General features: G+C 64.0%; 13 protein-coding genes. 3 read left to right on the top strand and 10 right to left on the bottom strand.

Features of this window, described 5'->3' with window-relative positions; genetic code table 11:
- Positions 1-3: 3 nt before the first annotated feature.
- The 3 genes from FIV42_RS13560 to FIV42_RS13550 all read left to right on the top strand — a co-directional run bounded on the left by FIV42_RS13560 (position 4) and on the right by FIV42_RS13550 (position 2,569).
- Entirely contained in the window at positions 4-528 is a 525-nt protein-coding gene (locus tag FIV42_RS13560; protein ID WP_141198217.1) for a hypothetical protein, read from the top strand.
- Positions 529-722: 194 nt separating this feature from the next.
- Complete coding sequence (locus FIV42_RS13555; protein ID WP_141198216.1) at positions 723-1,187, top strand: hypothetical protein; 465 nt, start codon at positions 723-725, stop codon at positions 1,185-1,187.
- A gap of 242 nt (positions 1,188-1,429) precedes the next feature.
- Complete coding sequence (locus FIV42_RS13550) at positions 1,430-2,569, top strand: cysteine desulfurase family protein (protein WP_141198215.1); 1,140 nt, start codon at positions 1,430-1,432, stop codon at positions 2,567-2,569.
- A 170-nt stretch (positions 2,570-2,739) separates the two neighbouring features.
- On the opposite strand, the gene FIV42_RS13545 is transcribed toward FIV42_RS13550, so the two are convergent.
- From FIV42_RS13545 to FIV42_RS13500, 10 genes are all read right to left on the bottom strand, one after another.
- The gene (locus FIV42_RS13545; RefSeq protein WP_168210627.1) at positions 2,740-3,417 is read right to left on the bottom strand and encodes a DUF4241 domain-containing protein; all 678 of its coding nucleotides are present in this window, start codon (positions 3,415-3,417) and stop codon (positions 2,740-2,742) included.
- Positions 3,418-3,604: 187 nt separating this feature from the next.
- Entirely contained in the window at positions 3,605-4,369 is a 765-nt protein-coding gene (gene tpiA, locus FIV42_RS13540; protein WP_141198213.1) for a triose-phosphate isomerase, read from the bottom strand.
- 29 nt (positions 4,370-4,398) lie between these two features.
- Positions 4,399-5,616 (bottom strand): phosphoglycerate kinase, encoded by a 1,218-nt coding sequence (locus FIV42_RS13535; RefSeq protein WP_141198212.1) that lies wholly within the window; start codon positions 5,614-5,616, stop codon positions 4,399-4,401.
- 240 nt (positions 5,617-5,856) lie between these two features.
- Positions 5,857-6,864, bottom strand: a complete 1,008-nt coding sequence (gene gap / locus FIV42_RS13530; RefSeq protein WP_141198211.1) for a type I glyceraldehyde-3-phosphate dehydrogenase — start codon at positions 6,862-6,864, stop codon at positions 5,857-5,859.
- A 165-nt stretch (positions 6,865-7,029) separates the two neighbouring features.
- Positions 7,030-9,108, bottom strand: coding sequence for a DNA polymerase III subunit gamma/tau (gene dnaX / locus FIV42_RS31150; protein ID WP_141198210.1), 2,079 nt, complete (start codon positions 9,106-9,108; stop codon positions 7,030-7,032).
- A gap of 428 nt (positions 9,109-9,536) precedes the next feature.
- Complete coding sequence (locus tag FIV42_RS13520; protein WP_141198209.1) at positions 9,537-11,261, bottom strand: MYXO-CTERM sorting domain-containing protein; 1,725 nt, start codon at positions 11,259-11,261, stop codon at positions 9,537-9,539.
- Between the two features lie 96 nt (positions 11,262-11,357).
- The gene (locus FIV42_RS13515) at positions 11,358-12,491 is read right to left on the bottom strand and encodes a hypothetical protein (protein ID WP_141198208.1); all 1,134 of its coding nucleotides are present in this window, start codon (positions 12,489-12,491) and stop codon (positions 11,358-11,360) included.
- Between the two features lie 574 nt (positions 12,492-13,065).
- Positions 13,066-14,394 (bottom strand): DUF1015 domain-containing protein, encoded by a 1,329-nt coding sequence (locus tag FIV42_RS13510; protein WP_141198207.1) that lies wholly within the window; start codon positions 14,392-14,394, stop codon positions 13,066-13,068.
- Between the two features lie 45 nt (positions 14,395-14,439).
- Positions 14,440-16,461: a DsbA family protein gene (locus FIV42_RS13505; protein WP_141198206.1), complete on the bottom strand. Its 2,022-nt coding sequence runs from the start codon at positions 16,459-16,461 to the stop codon at positions 14,440-14,442.
- 104 nt (positions 16,462-16,565) lie between these two features.
- Positions 16,566-18,587: a DsbA family protein gene (locus FIV42_RS13500; protein ID WP_141198205.1), complete on the bottom strand. Its 2,022-nt coding sequence runs from the start codon at positions 18,585-18,587 to the stop codon at positions 16,566-16,568.
- Positions 18,588-18,657 lie beyond the last annotated feature (70 nt).

The raw sequence follows: 18,657 nt of genomic DNA, 5'->3' as shown, positions 1-18,657 counted from the left end.
TGTATGTTTTGTCGCCGCACGTCCGTCGCCCTTTTGGTCGCTTCTCTACTGATTCCCTCGTCGAGCTTCGCCCAGGAGGCGCCGAGTCCTGAGGAAGAGACGGCCGACCCGGAATCGGCAAACCAGGAACAACCCGACCCGCTCGGCGAGTGGGTCGCGACCTTCCCGGGCGACGCGGCGGCGAGCTACTTTGCGACCGGCGACAACGCCAGCGTCATCGTGGTGGCCGCCGGCGGCCACGCCGAGGCCGAGATGGCCGCCGACACCCTCGAGAAGGCGCTGCGCCAAAGCGGCCGGTTCGAGCTGGTGATGAACGACGACGTGCTCGCCGACAACGCGAAGGTCGACGACGAGACCATCGTGGGGAAGGCCGAGCACCTGCCCGTGAGCCAGGTGGCCGACAAGCACAACCGCAAGCTTCGCAAGGAGCTGGGCCTGCCCGAGGACGTCTCCGACGGCCAGGCGAGCAAGCTGAAGTGGTCGGTGGGGCTGACGGGTAACGGAGCGATGCTTCGCGTCGAGTTTTAAAGACCATAGGAGGCAGGGCATCTTGCCCTGGGAGCAAGGCTGCACGCTTCTGCCACCAGACCTGGAAGGTCTGCCTCCAAACCACAGCGGCCTTTGGAGGCAGGGCATCTTGCCCTGGGCGCAAGGCTGCACGCTTCTGCCACCAGACCTGGAAGGTCTGCCTCCAAAGAAGGCGGCTCGCAAGTGAGTAGCTCATGAACGATCCATCCAAACTCCTCGCCGTCGACCTGGGCGTGCGTTGCGGGCTGGCCGTCTACGGGCGCAACGGACGCCTCGAGAGCTACCGGTCGACCAATTTCGGCAGCGCGCGCACGATGAAGAACGCCGTGTGGGGGATTTTGCGCGGCGTCGACGGGCTCACCCACATCGTCGCCGAGGGCGACCGCAACTTGGCGCAGGCCTGGGAGAAGGCGGCCAAAAAGCAGGGCTTGAGCTTCGAGGTCATCGGGGCGGAGGCGTGGCGCCCGGATATTTTGCTGAAGCGTCAGCGCCGCAGCGGGGCCGACGCGAAGGAGGCGGCCGACGAGCTCGCCCGCGAGGTCATCGAGTGGTCGGGGGCGGACCGGCCGACGTCGCTTCGGCACGATGCGGCGGAGGCGATTTTGATTGGGCTGTGGGGTGTGTGGGAGCTGGGGTGGCTCGATGAGCTGCCGGTTTGAGGATCGAGGGGTGATGACTTGACGAGCTGCGTCCCTTCCCGAGGGTGCGCTCATCGAGCGCGCCTGAGGGCGCCTCGATTACGCTTACCCCCGGTGACTAGGGGGAATCTTGCTTCTTCGTATGCTAGAGCTGAGACCCCTCGTCACCGGGGGTAAGCCCAGCCGATGTGCGCTTCGCGCACTCGGCGAGGCGCACCCTCGGAGAAGGTCGCAGCTCGATCACTGTCAAAAAGGATCCCCCGATGAACCCCATCTACCTCGACTACAACGCCACCACCCCGCTCTTGCCGGAGGTCGTCGACGCGATGCTCCCGTACCTGCGCGAGCATTTCGGCAACCCGTCGAGCAGCCACGTGTATGGAAAGCGCGCGCGTCGGGCGGTCGACCAGGCGCGCGAGCAGGTCGCCGAGTTTATCGGCTGCTGGCCCGAGGAGGTCGTGTTCACCGGGGGCGGCACCGAGGCGAATAACCTGGCGATCCGCGGCGCGGCGCGCGCGGCCGCCGAGGGGCGGCGGCATATCGTGACCTCGTCGGTGGAGCATCCGGCGGTCGAAAAGCCGTGCGCCTGGCTCGAAGGCCAGGGCTGGCGGGTCACCCGCCTGGAGGTCGACGCCACCGGCTGCGTCGACCTGGGCCACGCCGCCGAGGTGATCGACGACGAGTGCGCGCTGGTGACCGTGATGCACGCGAACAACGAGGTGGGCACCATCCAGCCGGTCGACGAGCTCGCCGAGTTCGCCCACGCGCACGGGGCGGTGTTCCACACGGACGCGGCGCAGTCGCTCGGAAAGATCTGGGTGCGGGTCGAAGACCTCGGCCTCGACCTGATGACGATCGCCGGCCACAAGCTGTACGCCCCCAAGGGCGTCGGCGCGCTGTTCGTGCGCGAGATGACGCCGCTCGAGGCGGTGACCTTCGGGGCCGACCACGAAGGTGGGCTGCGGCCGGGCACCGAGAACGTCGCCTCGATCGTGGGGCTGGGCAAGGCGTGCGAGCTGGCCCACAAGAGCCTCGACGAGGCGGCCGACGAGATGCGTCGGCTGCGCGACGCGCTGTGGGCGCGGCTTTCGGGGGCGGTGTCGGGGATTACGGTCAACGGCGACCTCGACAACTGCTTGCCGAACACGCTCAACGTGCGGTTCCCCGGCGTGATGGGCCAGGACGTGCTCGCGGCGGCCGACGAGGTCGCGGCGTCGACCGGGTCGGCGTGTCACGAGGGCGAGGTGACGATCTCGCGGGTGCTCGAGGCGATGGGCGTGGCGGAAGACGAGGCGGTGGGGTCGGTGCGGTTGTCGTTGGGGCGGCAGACGACGATGGACGAGGTGGAGCGGGCGGCGGAGGCGTTGGTGGGGGCTTGGAGAGGGGTGAGTGCCTCCTCCTGAATCCTCCTCCGTGTCGCTGGCCTCTCCCTCGCTCCCTCTCCTTCCCTCGCTTCGCTTCGGGTGGAGAGGGGGGCCTCTCCTCGGTCCTCTCCTTCCCTTTGCTTCGCTGCGGGCGGAGAGGAAGAGTTTGCGACCAGCGCTAGAAGCACTGCCTCCTATGCGACCCGCGTCTAGCGGAACCGGAAGGTGTTGAACTTCAGGTCGAGGACCTGGAAGTCGGTGACCACGCGGCAGACCCGGTCGTCGTCGTCGAAGCCGATCCAGGTCTCGTAGAGTCCCGGGCCGAAGCCGGTCTCGAAGGCGATCAGGTTCAGGCTCTCGGCGCCGGGGATCTTCAGGTCGCGGCCCAGGTTGACGTTCGCCCACGAGTAGCCCTGCTTGCGGTGGCGGTTGAACTTGTAGTGCAGGGCGCGCTTGAACTCGTCCTCGTCGGGCAGCACCGTGTGGGTGTAGTTCATCAGCACGCCGGCGGTGTGGGCGTCGATGAAGCAGCCCACCGAGGAGTCGACCGGGTAGCCGGCGTCGAAGTGCAACAGGTTGCTCTGCTCGTCTTCTTGCAGGCGCGCGCGCTGCCAACGCACCGCCTCTTTGTCGCTGACCTCCAAGGTGGCGTAGGCCACCCGGTTCTCGTCGCGCAACTCGGCGATGATGAGGATGACCGGGTAGCTGCCCGGCGCGAGCATCACGTCGAACGGTTCTGTCTCCAAGTATTTGAGGGGGTCGCAGGCGACTAATTCCCCGCTGGGGAAGTCGAGCAGACCCACGTTTCGGCGGCGAATGACGATGTCATAGCCGAGCGCGGTGACGGTGTCGCCATCATCAAAACTACGATAAGTGTGGGATAGCATGGCGTTGTGGGCAGGTGTGGTACGACTCCCCCAAGGGGCGGAAGACCCTGATGACTCCCGCATTATTAATAATGCACACAATGCTGCTGTGATTCCAGCAAGCCCCCTGTACAACAGCAAAGGGCGCCGCGTGGGCGGCGCCCTTTGCTGTTGATGCGCTCTTTTCCTGCTTCTTGTTGCGCTCTTCTTACTGCTTCGAGTTGACCGTCTCGGCGATGGAGACGAACGAGTCGACCTCGAGGCTGGCGCCGCCGACGAGCGCGCCGTCGACGTCGGGCTGGGCGATGATCTCGGCGATATTGTGCGGCTTGACGCTGCCTCCGTACAGGATACGGATCGCGTCGGCGGCCTCTTGGCCGTAGATGTCGGCGATCATCGAGCGGATGTCGGCGTGGACCTCCTGAGCCTGCTCGGGGCTGGCCGTCTTGCCGGTGCCGATGGCCCAGATGGGCTCGTAGGCGATGACGATATTCTTGATGTCGCTCTTGTTGACCCCGGCCAGCGCGGCGCGCACCTGGAACTCGACCTTCTGCAGGGTGCGCTCGTCCTCGCGCTCCTCGAGGGTCTCGCCGATGCACACGATCGGCTTGAGATCGTGCTCGATGGCGACGTGGGTCTTGTGGTTGATGTCCTTGTCGGACTCGTGGAAATACTCGCGGCGCTCGCTGTGGCCGAGGATGACCCAGTCACAGCCGGCGTCCTTGATCATCGTGGGCGACACCTCACCGGTGTACGCGCCACTGTCGGCCCAGTGCATATTCTGAGCGGCGAGGCCGAGGTTCGACCCCTCGATGACCGCCGCCACCGGCGCCAGACAGATGGCGGTGGGGCCGACGACGACCTCGACGTCGTCGAAGCCGTTGGTGCCCTCGGCGACGCCTGCGGCGAGCTCTTGAGCCTCGCCGATATGCTTGTTCATCTTCCAATTGCCAGCGACGATCGGTTTACGCATGGGTTTTGTCGGTTGTTGTGGGTTATGGGTTATTCAAACGGGTAGTTCGCGCGAAGTGCTTCGATCCCCGGAAGCGGCTGGCCTTCGACCATCTGCAGGCTGGCGCCGCCGCCGGTGGAGATGTGGGTGATCTTGGTCTCGACGCCGGCCTTGTTGACCGCGGCGGCCGAGTCTCCGCCGCCGATGACGCTAAACGCGCCGCTTTCGGCGATGGCGTGGGCCACGGCCATGGTGCCTTTGGCGAAGACGTCGCGCTCGAAGACGCCCATGGGGCCGTTCCAGAAGATCGTCGCCGAGTTGTCGATGGTCGTCTCGTAGTTGTCGATGGTCTTGGGGCCGATGTCAAAGGCGGCCTTGCCCTTGGGGATCGACTGGCGCTCGGTCGTCTCGACGTCCTCTTCGGCCGCGTCGATGCTGTCGGCGACGACGTGGTCGACGGGCAGGTGGAAGTTGACCCCGCGCGCGTCGGCCTTGCGCATGATCGCCTCGGCCTGGCGGATATAGTCGTTTTCGACCCGCGAGGAGCCCACGTCGATGCCCTTGGCCTTCAGGAAAGTGTAGGCCATCGCCCCGCCGATGAGCACGTTGTTGACCTTCTCGACCATCGTGTCGAGCACGCCCAGCTTATCGGAGACCTTCGCGCCGCCCATGATGGCGGTGTAGTTCTTGCGCTTGCGGTCGATGAGCTCGTTGATCTTGTCGAGCTCGGTCTTGATCAGAAAGCCCGCCCCCTTCGAGTTGCGGTCGAAGTGCTTGACCATGTGGTACATCGAGGCGTGCTTGCGGTGCGAGGTGCCGAAGGCGTCGTTGACGTAGACGTCGGCCAGCTCGGCGAGTCCCTTGGCGAACTCGGCGTCGCCGCCCTTCTCGCCGGGGTTGAAGCGCAGGTTCTCGAGCAGCATGACCTGCCCTTTGCGCATGTTCTCGATGAGCCGCTGGACGAACTCGCCGGTCTGCTCCTCGGGCATGACCACCTCGACGTCGAGCCACCCGGCCAGCTCGTCGCCCACCGGCTCGAGGCTCAACTTCTCGTCGGGCTTGCCCTTGGGCCGGCCCAGGTGGCTGGCCAGGATGACCTTGGCACCCGCCTTCATCGCGTGCTCGATGGTGGGCAGCGCGGCGCGGATACGCGTGTCGTCGGTGACGTTGCCGTCGTCGTCGAGCGGGACGTTGAAGTCGACGCGAATGAAGACGCGCTTGTCTTCGAGCTCGAGCTGGTCGATGAACTTGATGCCGGTGGTGTCCATTTTTTGTTCTTGGTTCTTGGTTCTTGGTTCGTGGCGAGGGTGTAGGCCTTAGCAGAGCATGCGACGCCATCTATTAAAGGCGCCTGAACTGCGGCGCAGAACTACGATTTGAGGGTCGTCCCAATGCAGCATATGTGGTGATTGAAACGACCCTCAAATTGTTATCTGCGAGGGCGTTTTTCAGCCCTCGCCCCTAATAGCAGGCGCTTCGCCCTGGCAAGGCCTACGCTTCGACTCTCATCACTTCTGCGAAGCGACGTACTTGACCACGTCGACCATGCGGTTGGAGAAGCCCCACTCGTTGTCGTACCAGCTGACGACTTTGGCCATCTTGTCGCCCGAGGACATCGTCGACTCGAGGTCGACGACCGAGGAGTGCGGGTCGCCCATCAGGTCGGTGCTGACCACCGGATCGGAGGTGACGCCGAGCACGCCCTTGAGGTCGCCGTTGGCCGCTTCGGTCAGTGCGTCGTTGACCGTGTCGACGCTGACGCTCTTTTCGAACTGGCAGACCAGGTCGATGAGCGAGACGTCCGGGGTGGGCACGCGCACGGCCATGCCGTTGAGCTTGCCCTCGAGCTCGGGGATGACGCGGCTGACGGCCACCGCAGCGCCGGTCGACGTCGGCACCATGTTCTGGGCGGCGGCGCGGCCGCGGCGGAAGTCCTTCTTGTGCGGCGAGTCGAGCAGCGCCTGGTTGTTGGTGTAGGCGTGCACGGTCGTCATCAGGCCGTTCTCGATGCCGAAGGTGTCGTTGAGCACCTTGGCGACCGGGGCCAGGCAGTTGGTCGTGCAGCTGGCCACGTCGATGATCTGCATGTTGTCGACGTCGATGTCCTTGTGGTTGACCCCGTAGACCACCGACAGGTCGAGGCCTTTGCCCGGTGCCGAGACCAGCACGAAGTCGGCGCCGGCGTCGAGGTGCTTCTGGGCGTCTTCGCGCTTTCGGAAAAAGCCGGTGCATTCGAACACGTAGTCGACGCCCAGGTCGCCCCAGCCCAGGTTCGCCGGGTCGCGCTCCGACATCACTTTGACGTCGGTGCCGCCGATATTCAGGCCGTCCTCGGTCACTTCGACGTTGCCGTCATACTTGCGGTGGACCGTGTCGTACTTGAACAGGTAGGCGAGCTGTTCGGGGCTGGTCAGATCGTTGACCGCCACCAGTTCGACGTCCGGATCGTCCATGAGGATGCGTCCGACGCAGCGTCCAATGCGACCAAAACCGTTAATTCCGATGCGAATGGCCATGGGAGTTCCTTCTTTGTTTAGTTCGATGGGTGCTCGATAGGTAACACAATGCTGTGTGCGGCGAGTAACTAAATAGTTGCCACAGCGCGAGTGTCAATGGGGAAGCGCCGAATGTCTCGGGTGGAGGCGTTGCAAGATGGAGGCGCTGCAGAGTTGCAGCGCGTCCTACTCGTCGTGCAACTCCACCGCCACGCGCTCTTTCTCGGGATTGAAGAGCTCGCGCGCGGCTTCGACGGTCGGGTGATGCTTGAGATCTTCTTCGAGCTGCTGCTTGCGCGCGACGCGGTCGGCCTCGCGCTCCTCATACAGCGTCAGCTCTTCGGGAGAGACGGGCTCGTCGAGCTCGGGCAGCTTGATCTCGAGGGACCACTCACCGCTGAACAGGTCGGCCAGGGCGTCTTTGATGGCGTCGGCGACGCGCTCGGGACGATCGCCCTCACGGAACAGCTCGATGTAGTTGGGCTTGATCTCGATGACGACCTTGCCGTCGTCGAATTGATGGAGTCGGGCGTGCTCGCAGGTGGCGGCCACCGGCTGCGTATCCTTGCGAATATGCTCGACCAGCGCGCGCCAACGCTCACGGGGCGGCTCGGCGAGGAGCGCGTCGCGCTCGTTGGTGTCCGTGGAAGGCTTCGGCTCCGCGACCGGCTCCGGCTCCGCGACCGGCTCCGGCTCCGTGACCGGCTCCGGCTTCGTGACCGGCTCCGGCTTCGTGACCGTTTCCGGTTTCCGGGTGCCGGGCTCCGGGTGCCGGGTGCCGGGCTCCGGGTGCCGGGTGCCGGGCTCCGGGTGCCGAGCTCCGGTCTCCGGGTGCCGGGTGCCGGGTTCCGGGTGCCGGTCTCCGGGCTCCGGGTGCCGGTCTCCGGTCTCCGGGTGCCGGGTGCCGGGCTCCGGGTGCCGGGTGCCGGGCTCCGGATCCGGCTCCGTGGCCGTGACCGGCTCCGGCTTCGTGACCGGCTCCGGCTTTATCGACTCACCACCATCATTGGCGGTTTCCGCCGGCGTCTTCTCTACTTCATTCCGCCGCGGAATTTTTTTTTTGGCTTGGTGGGCCTGCTGCGCGTCGGCCGCCGCCACCGCGTCCATGTCGACGTCGTCCTCGAGCGTCCCCTCGAGCGACTGCAGCCGGTCGACGAGCAGGTCGAGGCCGACGAGCGGCTCGAGGCTCGACATACGCACCAGCGTCATCTCGAACAGCAGCTTCGGGTACGGCGAGCGCGTCATCTCCTGGGCGCCGTCGGCCATGACCGAGAAGTAACGGTGCAACAGGTCGGTGGGCGTGCCGTCGACCTGCTCTCGGGCGATGCCCAGCTCGCTTTCGGTCAGGTTGGTGACCCGGTCGGGGTTCTCGACCACGGCGGTGACCACCAGGTCGCGAAAGTGGGTGACCAATTCGCTGGCGAATTGCTGCAGGTCGTAGCCGTAGCGGTTGACCTCGTCGAGGACCTCGAGCGCGGCCTCGGCGTTGCGCGAGATGATCGCCTCGCTCAGCTCGAAGAGGTGCTTGCGGTTGGCCACGCCCAAGATCTGGGCGACCTGCGCCTCGTCGAACGAGTCGCCGGCGAAGCTGATGACCTGGTCCATCAGGCTCAGCGCGTCGCGCATGCCGCCGTTGGCCTGGCGGGCGATGAGCTGCAGGGCGGCCTTCTCCGAGTCGATCTCCTCGGCCTCACACAGGTGGGTGAGGTGATCGACGATGTCGTGCTGGCTGATGCGTTTGAAGTCGAAGCGCTGGCACCGGCTCAGGATGGTCACCGGGATCTTCTGCGGCTCGGTGGTCGCGAAGATGAAGTGCGCGTGCTCGGGCGGCTCCTCGAGGGTCTTCAACAGGGCGTTGAAGGCCTCGTTGGTGAGCATGTGGACTTCGTCGATGATGTAGATCTTGTAGCGGTCGCGGCTGGGCGCATAGCGCACACCCTCGCGAAGCTCGCGGATCTCGTTGATGCCACGGTTCGACGCACCGTCGATCTCGAAGACGTCGACCGACTGGCCCTCGTGGATCTCTTTGCACGACGAGCATTCGTAGCACGGCGTCGGCGTGGGCCCCTTCTCGCAGTTGAGCGCCTTCGCGAGGATACGCGCCGTGGTCGTCTTGCCGACGCCGCGCGTGCCGCAGAACAGGTAAGCATGCGCCACGCGGTCTTGCTCGAGAGAGTTCTTGAGCGTGCGCGCCACATGCTCCTGGCCGACGACTTCTTCGAAGTATTTTGGGCGCCACTTTCTGGCGAGGACTACGTAGGACATCGCTTGCCGGGGGGCTTGAGAAACGGGCTGCGAACTGCCAGCCCGTTGTACTTCATTACCCCTGTAGAGCGCAAAGGCTGAGGCGAAAATTTCGTGGGAGGCTCTCTCTCGAGGTGGTCGCCTTGCTGGAGTTGTGGCTCCGGCTATTAGGGGCGCCTGAACGGCGGCGCTGAACGGCTATTAGTGGGTCGTTTCGATGGGGCGTATGTGGTGATTGAGGTGATTGAGGTGATCGAATAGCGAGGTGGTCGCCTTGCTGGAGTTGTGGCTCCGGCTATTTGGGGCGCCTGAACGGCGGCGCAAACTACAATTTGAGGGTCGTGTCAATCACCACATGAGCCGCATTGAAACGACCCCCAAGTTGCTGTTCCGCGAGGGCGCTGTTCAGCCCTCGCCCCTAATAGCAGGCGTTACGCGCCCTGCAAGGCCTACTCTCCTCTGCGGCGCAATCCCATCAGCCCCAGCAACCCGAAGACCATCCAGGCGATCGTTGCCGAACCGTTGGTCGCCGACGAGCAGCCGGCGCGCGGCTGCGTCTGCTGATCGGACGAGGGCGCGGGCGTGTAGCCGGCCGACTCGCCGGCCATACCCTCGCCGCACACGCACGTGCCGGGCACCCAGCTCATGATGTGGGCTTCGTAGCCCGGCCCGCCGTAGTCGAGCGTGCCGCCCTGGCAGGTGCACACGTCGCGCTCCATGCAGTGGATCGCCTCGCGGTCGACGCCGTCGTCGTCGTAGTCACCGAGTTTGGTGGGGTCGTAGACCGAGAAGAGCTGGTTGTCCCAACTCGTCGACAAGTTGTCGACCTGGCCGTTGCAGTCGTCGTCGAGGCCGTTGCAGATCTCGGGCATCGGCGCGAGCGTCTGCACACATTCTTCGGTGCCGCTGTCGCACGAGATCTTGCCTTGGCCGCACCGGCCCGGCAGGCCCGTATCGCATGGATTTCCTTCGTTGGGACAATCCCAATGCTCGAAGGTGGCGTCGCCCTCGCCGAGGGCCGAGCAGTAGCTGGTGCCGTTTTGGTTGACCCCCTCGAGGTAGTACAGCGTCTTGTTCTCGTCGACGTACTCGAGGCCGCTGCCTTCGGTCAAAATATGGCAGTTCAGCTCGTCGTCGTGGCAATACCGCACGGCGAAGTCTTCGGGCGGCACGTCCTTGGGGCGCACTTGGATGCAGGCAAAGATGCCGAAGAAGTTGGTGGGCGGATCGGGCGCGAACGCTCCGCTACACTTTTTGCCGGCCAAGGCGCACTCGAGGTTGGGCAGCGTCGTAGAGTCCGGAGCGCCGGTCTCGGTGAGCTTGGCCGAGCCACCGCAGTCGTAGCGTTGGGCGGCGATATCGTAGCGGATCTTGTCTTCGTCACGGCCGTCTTCGATATGCGTGCAGATGTCGATGGCCGGATCGGTCTCGATATCGCAGCCGTCTTCATCGTAGCAGCATTGGCCGGTGCCGCCGGCAGCCGCCAACAACCCGCCGTATAGTGAGACGTCGTCCGGGTTGTGCTTCATGCCGAGCACGAAGGTGGGCATCGACGGAAACTGGCCGCCGTGGCCGTCGTAGCTTCGGCACGCTTCGCGCAGCGAGGTGATGAGGCGGTCGCCGTGGTCGCCGTTGTCCGTCTGGGGCATGCGCTCGAGCATGATCAGGTTGAGGTTGGCCCGCTCCCACCAGCGAGACAAGACGTTGGTGTCGACCGAGAGGTTGGAGTCATAGGCTTCTGGAAAAGTCATCTCGCGCTCGACGCGCAGGACCTGGTCGAGCGGCTCATATTGCCAGCCGTCGCCCGATTGGTCGCAATACTCGCGGCCGGATTGATTCTGCATACCTTGGAGTTCTCGGCCGACTTGCCGGCAGGAGCCGGCGGCAGGGGCGACGACCTGGTTGGCCGCTCGATCTCCCCAGCCGCATTGCGTGCGTCGGCCGTCGACCGCCGCGTGCATCGTCAGCCCGAAGCGCAGGGTGTCACAATACTCTTCGACGGTGTGACGAATCGCCGGGCCCATATTCTGCGATTGGCCGTTGGCAAAGGTGCTCCCCGAGAAGATCGAGTGCACGTTGGGCGCGCGCCATTCGGCCGACAACGTGCCAGGAGCGAGCAGCAACAGAAGAGAGATACAGAGCCCATGCACAGCCAGTTGGCATTGTTTCGTCATTGAAAGTCCCCGATTTGCAAGTAAGCGAGCGTCCCCAAACAGATGCGTGTGGGCCGAGCGTCTCCCTCCGACTCGGCCGACAAGCGGCACTGCGAATCATTGCAGCATAAACTCGAACTGAAACGGTCGAGAGGTCGAGCTCAAAGCTTCGATGACGACGATATAGTCGCCATCCGCCGGCACGTCCCAGACCAGACGGTTCTCCCCACCGTCGTCGATAAACATGGCCTCGCGACACGATGTCGCCGCACAGTCGTCGAGTACGTAGTACAAGTAAGAGCCTGCCCCGCTGGCGTCGGCGACCGTCAGAGTCTGCCCGGCGAGCAGGCTGGGCACCCGCGCGAAGACCTCCATAGCCGTGGTGTCTCCATTTTCGAGTGTCTCGGAGGCCTCACAGCCAGTGAAGTCGGCGGCGTTCCATCGGTGCGTGTAGGCTCGACGGTCGCCCTGCACGACGACCGTTTGGCCACTGGGCGTCGGCTCGACGACCAGCGCCGTCTCGCAGGTGTCGCCGTTGCAGGCGTCGCCGGAACTGCAGTCACCGGCGCAGCTATATGTCTCTACGCTGGTCCCCTGCACGCACGCCTCACTGGCGCCATCACTGCAGGTCGTCTCACCGGGAATGCACGCGGCCGGCTCCAAGCCGATGGAGATGTTGAACGCCTTATCGGGCGTGTCTTGGCCTGCCTGCACTTTCAGATAGTAGGTGTGCTGTGGCTCGACGATGGCGCGCCACGGCGACTGTTGCGAGCAGAAGAGTTCGGCGTCGGCCTCGCAAGAGTTTTCGTAGAGGCCAAACGAAATCGGAGCAGTGGTGCTCGCCGAGACCAAGACTTCAGCGATCGCCAACTCCTCGGCGCGGAAGGTAAAGACGTACTCACCCCGGTTGTCTCCATTGGGTGCACAACTCGTCGGCGCTCCCTGCGTGCTTTTGAGCGTGCGGGAAACCACCGTCGGCGAGCCTACCGACAAGGTGCCCAGATCTTCGTGGGCACCGTCACATCCAGCCTGTGGCTCAGTGTCATGGTCGGTGGCGTCTGCCAGAGGAGCGTCAGCGCCGCTGTCGGTCGTGCCTGCGTCGGTTGGATTCGGTTCGTTGGTACCGATCTGGTTGCCTGGCGCCGGCTCGTTGTTCTGCTCGCCACACGCCACGACTTGCAGCGCACAAAGCAGCGCCGCGAGCGCCGCCAGATGCACCCCTCCACGATCGGTTCGCTCCCATGATGTCATGCTGATGCCCCGATAGCTGCCCGAAAGCTGCCTACAGACCCCCAGCCTTCGTATCTGCCCATCTGGTCGCACCCATACGAGCGCATAGCTTCGGCGCGAGAATCGACGGCAGATAGTGAGTTTTCCATTAATACGGTTGAACTCAACGTGGGCACATCGAGGATGTCTTCAAGAAAAAGACCCATCAACGGCCTGGGGAGTATTCGGGTGGAATCCCCGACCGCCTCCAGCATGTCCCCCCTGCGATCCTCCCCCCTGAATCCCCCCAGATTTCAGAGGCGGGCATCACGCACACTGGCACGGTCGGGGAAGAGCCACCTCCCCCAAAACTGCGAAAGGGTTTACTGCATCAATAGGACGCCGGCCGGGCTCCATCGAGCACACAATGATCCAGCCAAAGAGTACCCCCAGCGCCAACACACACATCTCCAGCAAAAACGGTCGCGCGGTACTCCTCGCCCCGACATGGAGCAGCTCCGCTGCGTCAAAAAGTGCTTGTTTTTCGATGTGTTGTAGTTTCTTGCTTAGTTGAGAAGGTAGACCCTGCCGAAGCAGGGTCAAGGGTCGGAGAAGGTTAGAGCGGGTTGATCGTCAGGCCGCTCAGGATCTTCGGATAGAAGAAGGTCGACTTCTGGGGCATCTTGCCGCCCGACTGGCAGACCTCGACGACCTGCTCGACGGGGGTGGGGTTCATCAAGACGACGAGTTGGACGTCGTCGTCTTTGCGCGCGGCGACAGCCCCGTCGAGCTTTTTGATGTAGCGCAGGTTGGTCTTGGCTTCCTGGGCTTCTTTGTTGATGCCCAGCATCCGGTCGATGATCCCCTCGTGCAGGATGGCCACGTCGAGGCGGCGCACCTGGTCGGGGGTCTCCTCATCGAAGATATCGGCGGACTCGTCGCCGGTGTACTGCACCAAGATCGGCCCTTCGGCCTCCTGGGACAGCAGCATGAAGCTCGGCGCGGACTCGCCGGCCTCGGTGAGCTGGTCGTTCAGGTGAAGCGGCTCGTCGACGTGCTCTTTGGAGAGGCGACGCACTTTGAAGACCTCGGAGTCTTCGAGTGCGCTCAGAAGCTCGCCCATGTCGAAGTCTTCGACGCCGTGGACCACTCGATGGGTTCCGAAGACCTGCAGGCCGGGGTCGTGGATATTGACCATGAACGCCATGACGTACTCGTACGGGGCGTTTTCGACCGATTCTTCGGCGACCTCACGGCGGAAGTCGCGGTAGGCCAGCGCGGTCTCGTAGCGGTGGTGACCGTCGGCGATCAGGAGCTGGGAGTCTTCGAGCACGCGGGCGATTTCGGCCTGCGCGTCGGCGTCGAAGACGGGCCAGGTGCGGTGGCGGATGCCGTCGTGATCGGTGGTCACGTCGAGTTCTTGGCTCTCCTCGAGATTCGCCTCCAGAAGCGCGTCGACCTTGCGCTCGGGGTCGTCGTACAAGAAGAAGATCGGGCTCATGTTCGCGTCACAAGCTTTCATCAGCTCGAGACGATCGACCTTGGGGCCCCGAAGGGTGCGCTCGTGAGGGAGCACGACCTCTTCGTCGTACGTCGCCAGGCGCACCGCGCCCAAAAAGCCCTTGCGGGTATGCTCGTTGCCGTGTGCGTCGGTGAAGGTCTGGTGATGCGCGTACAGGCCCGGCTGGTTGTCCTGGCGCAGGAGGCCGCGCGCCAGCCAGTCCATCAGGTGGCGACGGGCGCGGGTGTACCGACTATTCTCGGCCGTGTCGCTGTCATGCTGACGGTTGAGCACGAGCCGAATCACGTTCGCCGGATGCTTCTCGTAGAGCTCGGCTTGCTCGTCGGCGTCGATGACGTCGTACGGCGGCGCGAGTACGTCGGCCGGCTCGTCGAGTTCATCGAGGTTGTAGCGAATTGCGCGAAAGCCTTTGATTTCTGCCATGGTTTGTTAGGGGTTTTTAGAGGGTTTTGGGTTTGAGTTGGGGGGTTACTGCTTTTCCGAGAGCGCCTCTTTGATGGCCTTCTCGAACGTCTCGGGCTGCTGGGCGCCGACGACGCGGGTGCCGTCGATGAAGAACGACGGGGTGCCGCGCACGCCGATGGCGTCACCTTGCTTCATGTCTGCGGCGATCTGCTCGTCGTAGGCCTTTTTACCCATGTCCTTTTCGAACTTCTCGACGTCGAGGCCGAGTTTTTTAGCCAGCTCGGCGTAGATGCCCTCTTCGGTCAGGCGCTGCTGATTCTGGAAGAGCAGGTCGTGCATCGCCCAGAACTTGCCCTGCTCGCCGGCGGCCATGGCCGCCTTGGCGGCGGGCTCGGCCTCTTTGTGGAACGGCAGCGGGTAGTGCTTGTAGACCACCTTGACCTCGTCTTTGACGTTCTCGAGCGCCTCGTCGAAGCGCTGGGCGCCCATGCGGCAGTAGGGGCACTGGAAATCGGAGAAGACGAAGACGGTGACCTTGGCGTCGGCCGGGCCTCTGACCTGATCCTTGTCGACGCTCAGCTTGCTGGTGTCGACGCGCGGCGCCGGCTCCTCGTCGCCGGCGCCGGCGCCGGCTTCGGGGCTGGGGGCGTTGGCCTTGTTGTAGGCCACGGCCGCCTCGTAGAGCTTCTCGCCGGAGACTTTCTTGTCTTTTTGAAGCTTCTCGGCGACCTCAATTTGCTCGTCGATCACGGCCTCGAAGGCCGAAAACGGCTGGGCGCCCACGAGCTGCACGCCGTTGATGAAGAAGGTCGGCGTGCCGCGCGCGCCCACCTTCTGGGCCTGCTTGATGTCCTCTTCGAGGCGCTTCTGGTAGGTGTCGCTGGCGAGGGCGCGCTCGACCTGGCGCTCGCTCAGGCCGACCTTTTTGCCCAGGTCGACGAAGGTCCCCTCTTCACGAAGCGCGCTCTGATGTTCGAAGAGCAGGTCGTGCATTTCCCAGAACTTGCCCTCTTTTTGGGCGGCCATGGCTAGCTTGGCGGCCTCGTCGGCCTCCTGGTGGAACGGCAGCGGCAGGTGCTTGAAGACCACGCGCACCTTGTCACCGTACTTCTCCTCGATCCGGTCGACGGTCGACGCAGCTCTGCTGCAGAAAGGGCACTGGAAGTCGCTGAATTCGACGACGGTGACCAACGCCTTGTCGGCCGAGCCTTTGACGGCGTCGTCTTTGTCGACGGGGACCATCTCGACGATCTGCTCGGGTTCGGGCGGCTTGGCGTCGACCTCACCGCGGGCCTGGGCCTCTGCGTAGTTAGCGGCGACCAGCGTCTGGTACATCTGGTCGGCGGAGACGCCCTCCTTCTTCTTTCGGGCGGCCATCTCGAGCTGTTCGTCGACGATCTCTTGGAAGCGGTCGAGCGGCTGGGCGCCGACGATGTTGACGCCGTTGATGTAGAAGTTGGGGGTGCCGCGCACGTCGAGCTTTTCGACGAGCTCGAGATCCTCTTCGATCTCGGCGGCGTAGGCGGGCTTGTCGAAGTCGGCTCTGAACTGCTCGACGTCGAGGCCGAGCTGCTCGGCATAACCGGCGGTCAGCTCCTTCATCTGGGCGGTGTCTTTGCCGCGAAACTCGCGCTGGTTGTCGAAGAGCAGGTCGTGCATCTCCCAGAACTTGCCCTGCTCACCGGCGGCCATGGCCGCACGCGAGGCGTCTTTGGCCTGGCGGTGGAACGGCAGCGGGTAGTGCTTGAAGACCACCCGAACCTTGCCCTTGTAGTCGTCGTCGGCGAGGAGCTCGTCGACGATGGCCGCGCCCCGCGAGCAGAAGGGGCACTGGAAGTCCGAGAACGCCACGATGGTCACGGCCGCGTCGGCCGGCCCCTGCTGCGGCGAGTCGCCCACGGGAATGATCTTGCTGTCGGCGACGTCGACCCTCTTGGCGCGAGCCTCCTGGGCGGTCTTGTCGGACTGAGCGGTCAGCGAATCGCTGGGCTCGCCGTTGTCTTTGCGGGTGGCTTCGCCGCCAGAGCAGGCGGCGGCGAAAAGGGAGAGAGCGGCCAGAAGCGCGACAAGCGACTTATTTAGCATGAGCGTTGTTCCTCGGAGGTAAAACAGATGCGGCGAACATAGTGCTCGCCGCAGTGTGCATCAAGAGGACAACTTCGCTTCTGGCCACAAAAGTCCGGCGGTGGTCACTTCGCCTCGTCGAGTTCCTCTTTGATGGTGCTGTCGAACTTCGAGGTGGGCTGGGCGCCGACCACGCGCACGCCGTTGACGAAGAATACCGGGGTGCCTCGCACGCCCACTTCTCGACCCATCTTCATGTCGGCTTCGATAATCTTGTCGTACTCGGGCTTCTTCATGTCCTCTTTGAACTGAGCGACGTCGAGGCCCATCTCCTTGGCGAGTCCCGCGACCCACGCGTCGAAGTCGGCGCTGTGCTTCCTCATCTCGCGCTGCTTTTCGAACAGCTTGTCGTGCATCTCCCAGAACTTGCCTTGCTCACCGGCAGCCATGGCCGCCTTGGCAGCCGGCTTGGCCTCCTTGTGGAACGGCAACGGGTAGTGCTTGTAGACCAGACGCACCTCGTCCGGGTGCTTCTTGAGGGCAGCTTCGGCGTTCTGAATGCCCCGCTTGCAGTAGGGGCACTGGAAGTCGGAGAAGACGAAGATGGTCACCGGAGCGTCCTTCGGGCCCAAGATGGGAGCCTGACCGACCACGAGCTTGCTGGTGTCGATCTTGGGCTCGGGCTTTTTACGCACGGCCGGCTTGTCATCTTTTTGCGGGTTGTCCGCTTCGTTTTTGGCGACGGCGGCCTTATAGAGCGCCTCCCCCTCGAGGCCTTTGTCGTCGCGAAGCTGCTCGGCGAGTTTGATCTGCTTGTCGATCTCGGCTTTGAACTCCGGAAAAGGCTGAGCGCCACGCAGGTTGACGCCGTTGATCCAGAAGTTGGGCGTGCCGCGGGCGCCGACTTTCTGCGCCAGTTCCAGGTCGTCTTCGACCTTCTGGGCGATGGCGTCGGAGTTGTAGTCCTTCTCGAACTTGGCCACGTCCAGACCGATCTCTTGGGCGACATCAATCGCCCACGCGTCGAAGTTGTCGGCGTTGGCGCGCATTTCGCGCTGCTTCTCGAACAGCTTGTCGTGCATCTCCCAGAACGCGCCCTGCTCGTGGGCGGCGAGCGCGGCGCGCGCGGCCGGCTTGGCCTGGGCGTGCATGGCCAGCGGAAGCTGCTTGAAGACCACGCGTACCTGGTCGCCGTACTCTTTGCTGATCTGGTCGAGCGTCGGAGTCACCTTCGCGCAGAAGGGACATTGGAAGTCGCTGAACTCGACGATGGTCACTAGCGGGTCTTTGGTGTTGCCGAACATCGGGTCCTGGTCGCTGACCGGCACATACTCGACTCTGGTCTTTGGCTTGTGCGACTTTCTGCGCTTGGGCGGCTCGGGCTTGGTGTAGTTTTCGGCCACGGCCTTTTTGTAGAGCGCCTCGCGGCTCACGCCGTCCTCCGAGAGCAACTCGTTGGCTTGCTTCAGCTTGCGTTTCACCACCGCCTCGAACTCCGCCAGCGGCTTGGCGCCCCGGACGCGCTCGCCGTTGACGAAGAAGTGCGGCGTGCCGCGCACGGCGACGTCTTGGCCGAGCTTCATATCGTCGTCGATCTGCTTCTGGGTGGCGGGGGCGTCGAAGTCGGCCTCGAATTGCTCGACGTTCAAGCCCATCTCTTTGGCGCGCTGGGAGGTCCACTCCTTGAAGCCGTTTTGGTGGACCTTGAACTGTCGCTGGTTTTCGAACAGCCAGTCGTGCATCTCCCAGAACTTGCCCTGGTTGCCGGCGGCGATGGTCGCCTTGGCGGCCTCGTCGGCCTGCTGGTGGAACGGCAGCGGGTAGTGCTTGAAGACCACGCGCACGTCGTTGGGGTATTTGTCGACGAGGCGGTGCATCGTGGTGGCGCCACGTGCGCAGAATGGGCACTGCAGGTCGGAGAAGGCGACGATGGTCACCGGGGCGTCGGCCTTGCCCAGCACCGGGCTGTCGCCGACGGGAAGGATGTCGCTTTCGGCCTCGTTGGGATTCTCTTGCTCTTCGGTGCCCGCCTTGTCGGCGGTTTGCTCCACCGGTGCTTGGTCGGTCTCTTGCGGTGGGCTGCTAGAACAACTCGCCATCCACAGGCTCGAAAGCATCACGACGACTCGAAACAATCGAAACTTCATAGGTTCTCCGCAAAAAGTATCTGTCTGGTGCGGCGACCTTAGCGGCAGGCAGTGAAGAGTCGCAAGCGGC

Origin of the sequence: Persicimonas caeni, assembly GCF_006517175.1 — a bacterium.
In the GTDB taxonomy this organism is placed as follows: Bacteria; Myxococcota_A; Bradymonadia; order Bradymonadales; family Bradymonadaceae; genus Persicimonas; species Persicimonas caeni.
The sequence above is the reverse complement of the archived record's forward strand: the minus strand, read 5'-3'. Positions and strand labels throughout refer to the sequence as shown.

Bases quoted from the DNA above. Each gene is read 5' to 3' on its own strand.
- FIV42_RS13560 (WP_141198217.1), top strand. From the start codon at position 4: ATGTTTTGTCGCCGCACGTCCGTCGCCCTTTTGGTCGCTTCTCTACTG.
- FIV42_RS13555 (WP_141198216.1), top strand. From the start codon at position 723: ATGAACGATCCATCCAAACTCCTCGCCGTCGACCTGGGCGTGCGTTGC.
- FIV42_RS13550 (WP_141198215.1), top strand. From the start codon at position 1,430: ATGAACCCCATCTACCTCGACTACAACGCCACCACCCCGCTCTTGCCG.
- FIV42_RS13545 (WP_168210627.1), bottom strand. From the start codon at position 3,417: ATGCTATCCCACACTTATCGTAGTTTTGATGATGGCGACACCGTCACC.
- tpiA (WP_141198213.1), bottom strand. From the start codon at position 4,369: ATGCGTAAACCGATCGTCGCTGGCAATTGGAAGATGAACAAGCATATC.
- FIV42_RS13535 (WP_141198212.1), bottom strand. From the start codon at position 5,616: ATGGACACCACCGGCATCAAGTTCATCGACCAGCTCGAGCTCGAAGAC.
- gap (WP_141198211.1), bottom strand. From the start codon at position 6,864: ATGGCCATTCGCATCGGAATTAACGGTTTTGGTCGCATTGGACGCTGC.
- dnaX (WP_141198210.1), bottom strand. From the start codon at position 9,108: ATGTCCTACGTAGTCCTCGCCAGAAAGTGGCGCCCAAAATACTTCGAA.
- FIV42_RS13520 (WP_141198209.1), bottom strand. From the start codon at position 11,261: ATGACGAAACAATGCCAACTGGCTGTGCATGGGCTCTGTATCTCTCTT.
- FIV42_RS13515 (WP_141198208.1), bottom strand. From the start codon at position 12,491: ATGACATCATGGGAGCGAACCGATCGTGGAGGGGTGCATCTGGCGGCG.
- FIV42_RS13510 (WP_141198207.1), bottom strand. From the start codon at position 14,394: ATGGCAGAAATCAAAGGCTTTCGCGCAATTCGCTACAACCTCGATGAA.
- FIV42_RS13505 (WP_141198206.1), bottom strand. From the start codon at position 16,461: ATGCTAAATAAGTCGCTTGTCGCGCTTCTGGCCGCTCTCTCCCTTTTC.
- FIV42_RS13500 (WP_141198205.1), bottom strand. From the start codon at position 18,587: ATGAAGTTTCGATTGTTTCGAGTCGTCGTGATGCTTTCGAGCCTGTGG.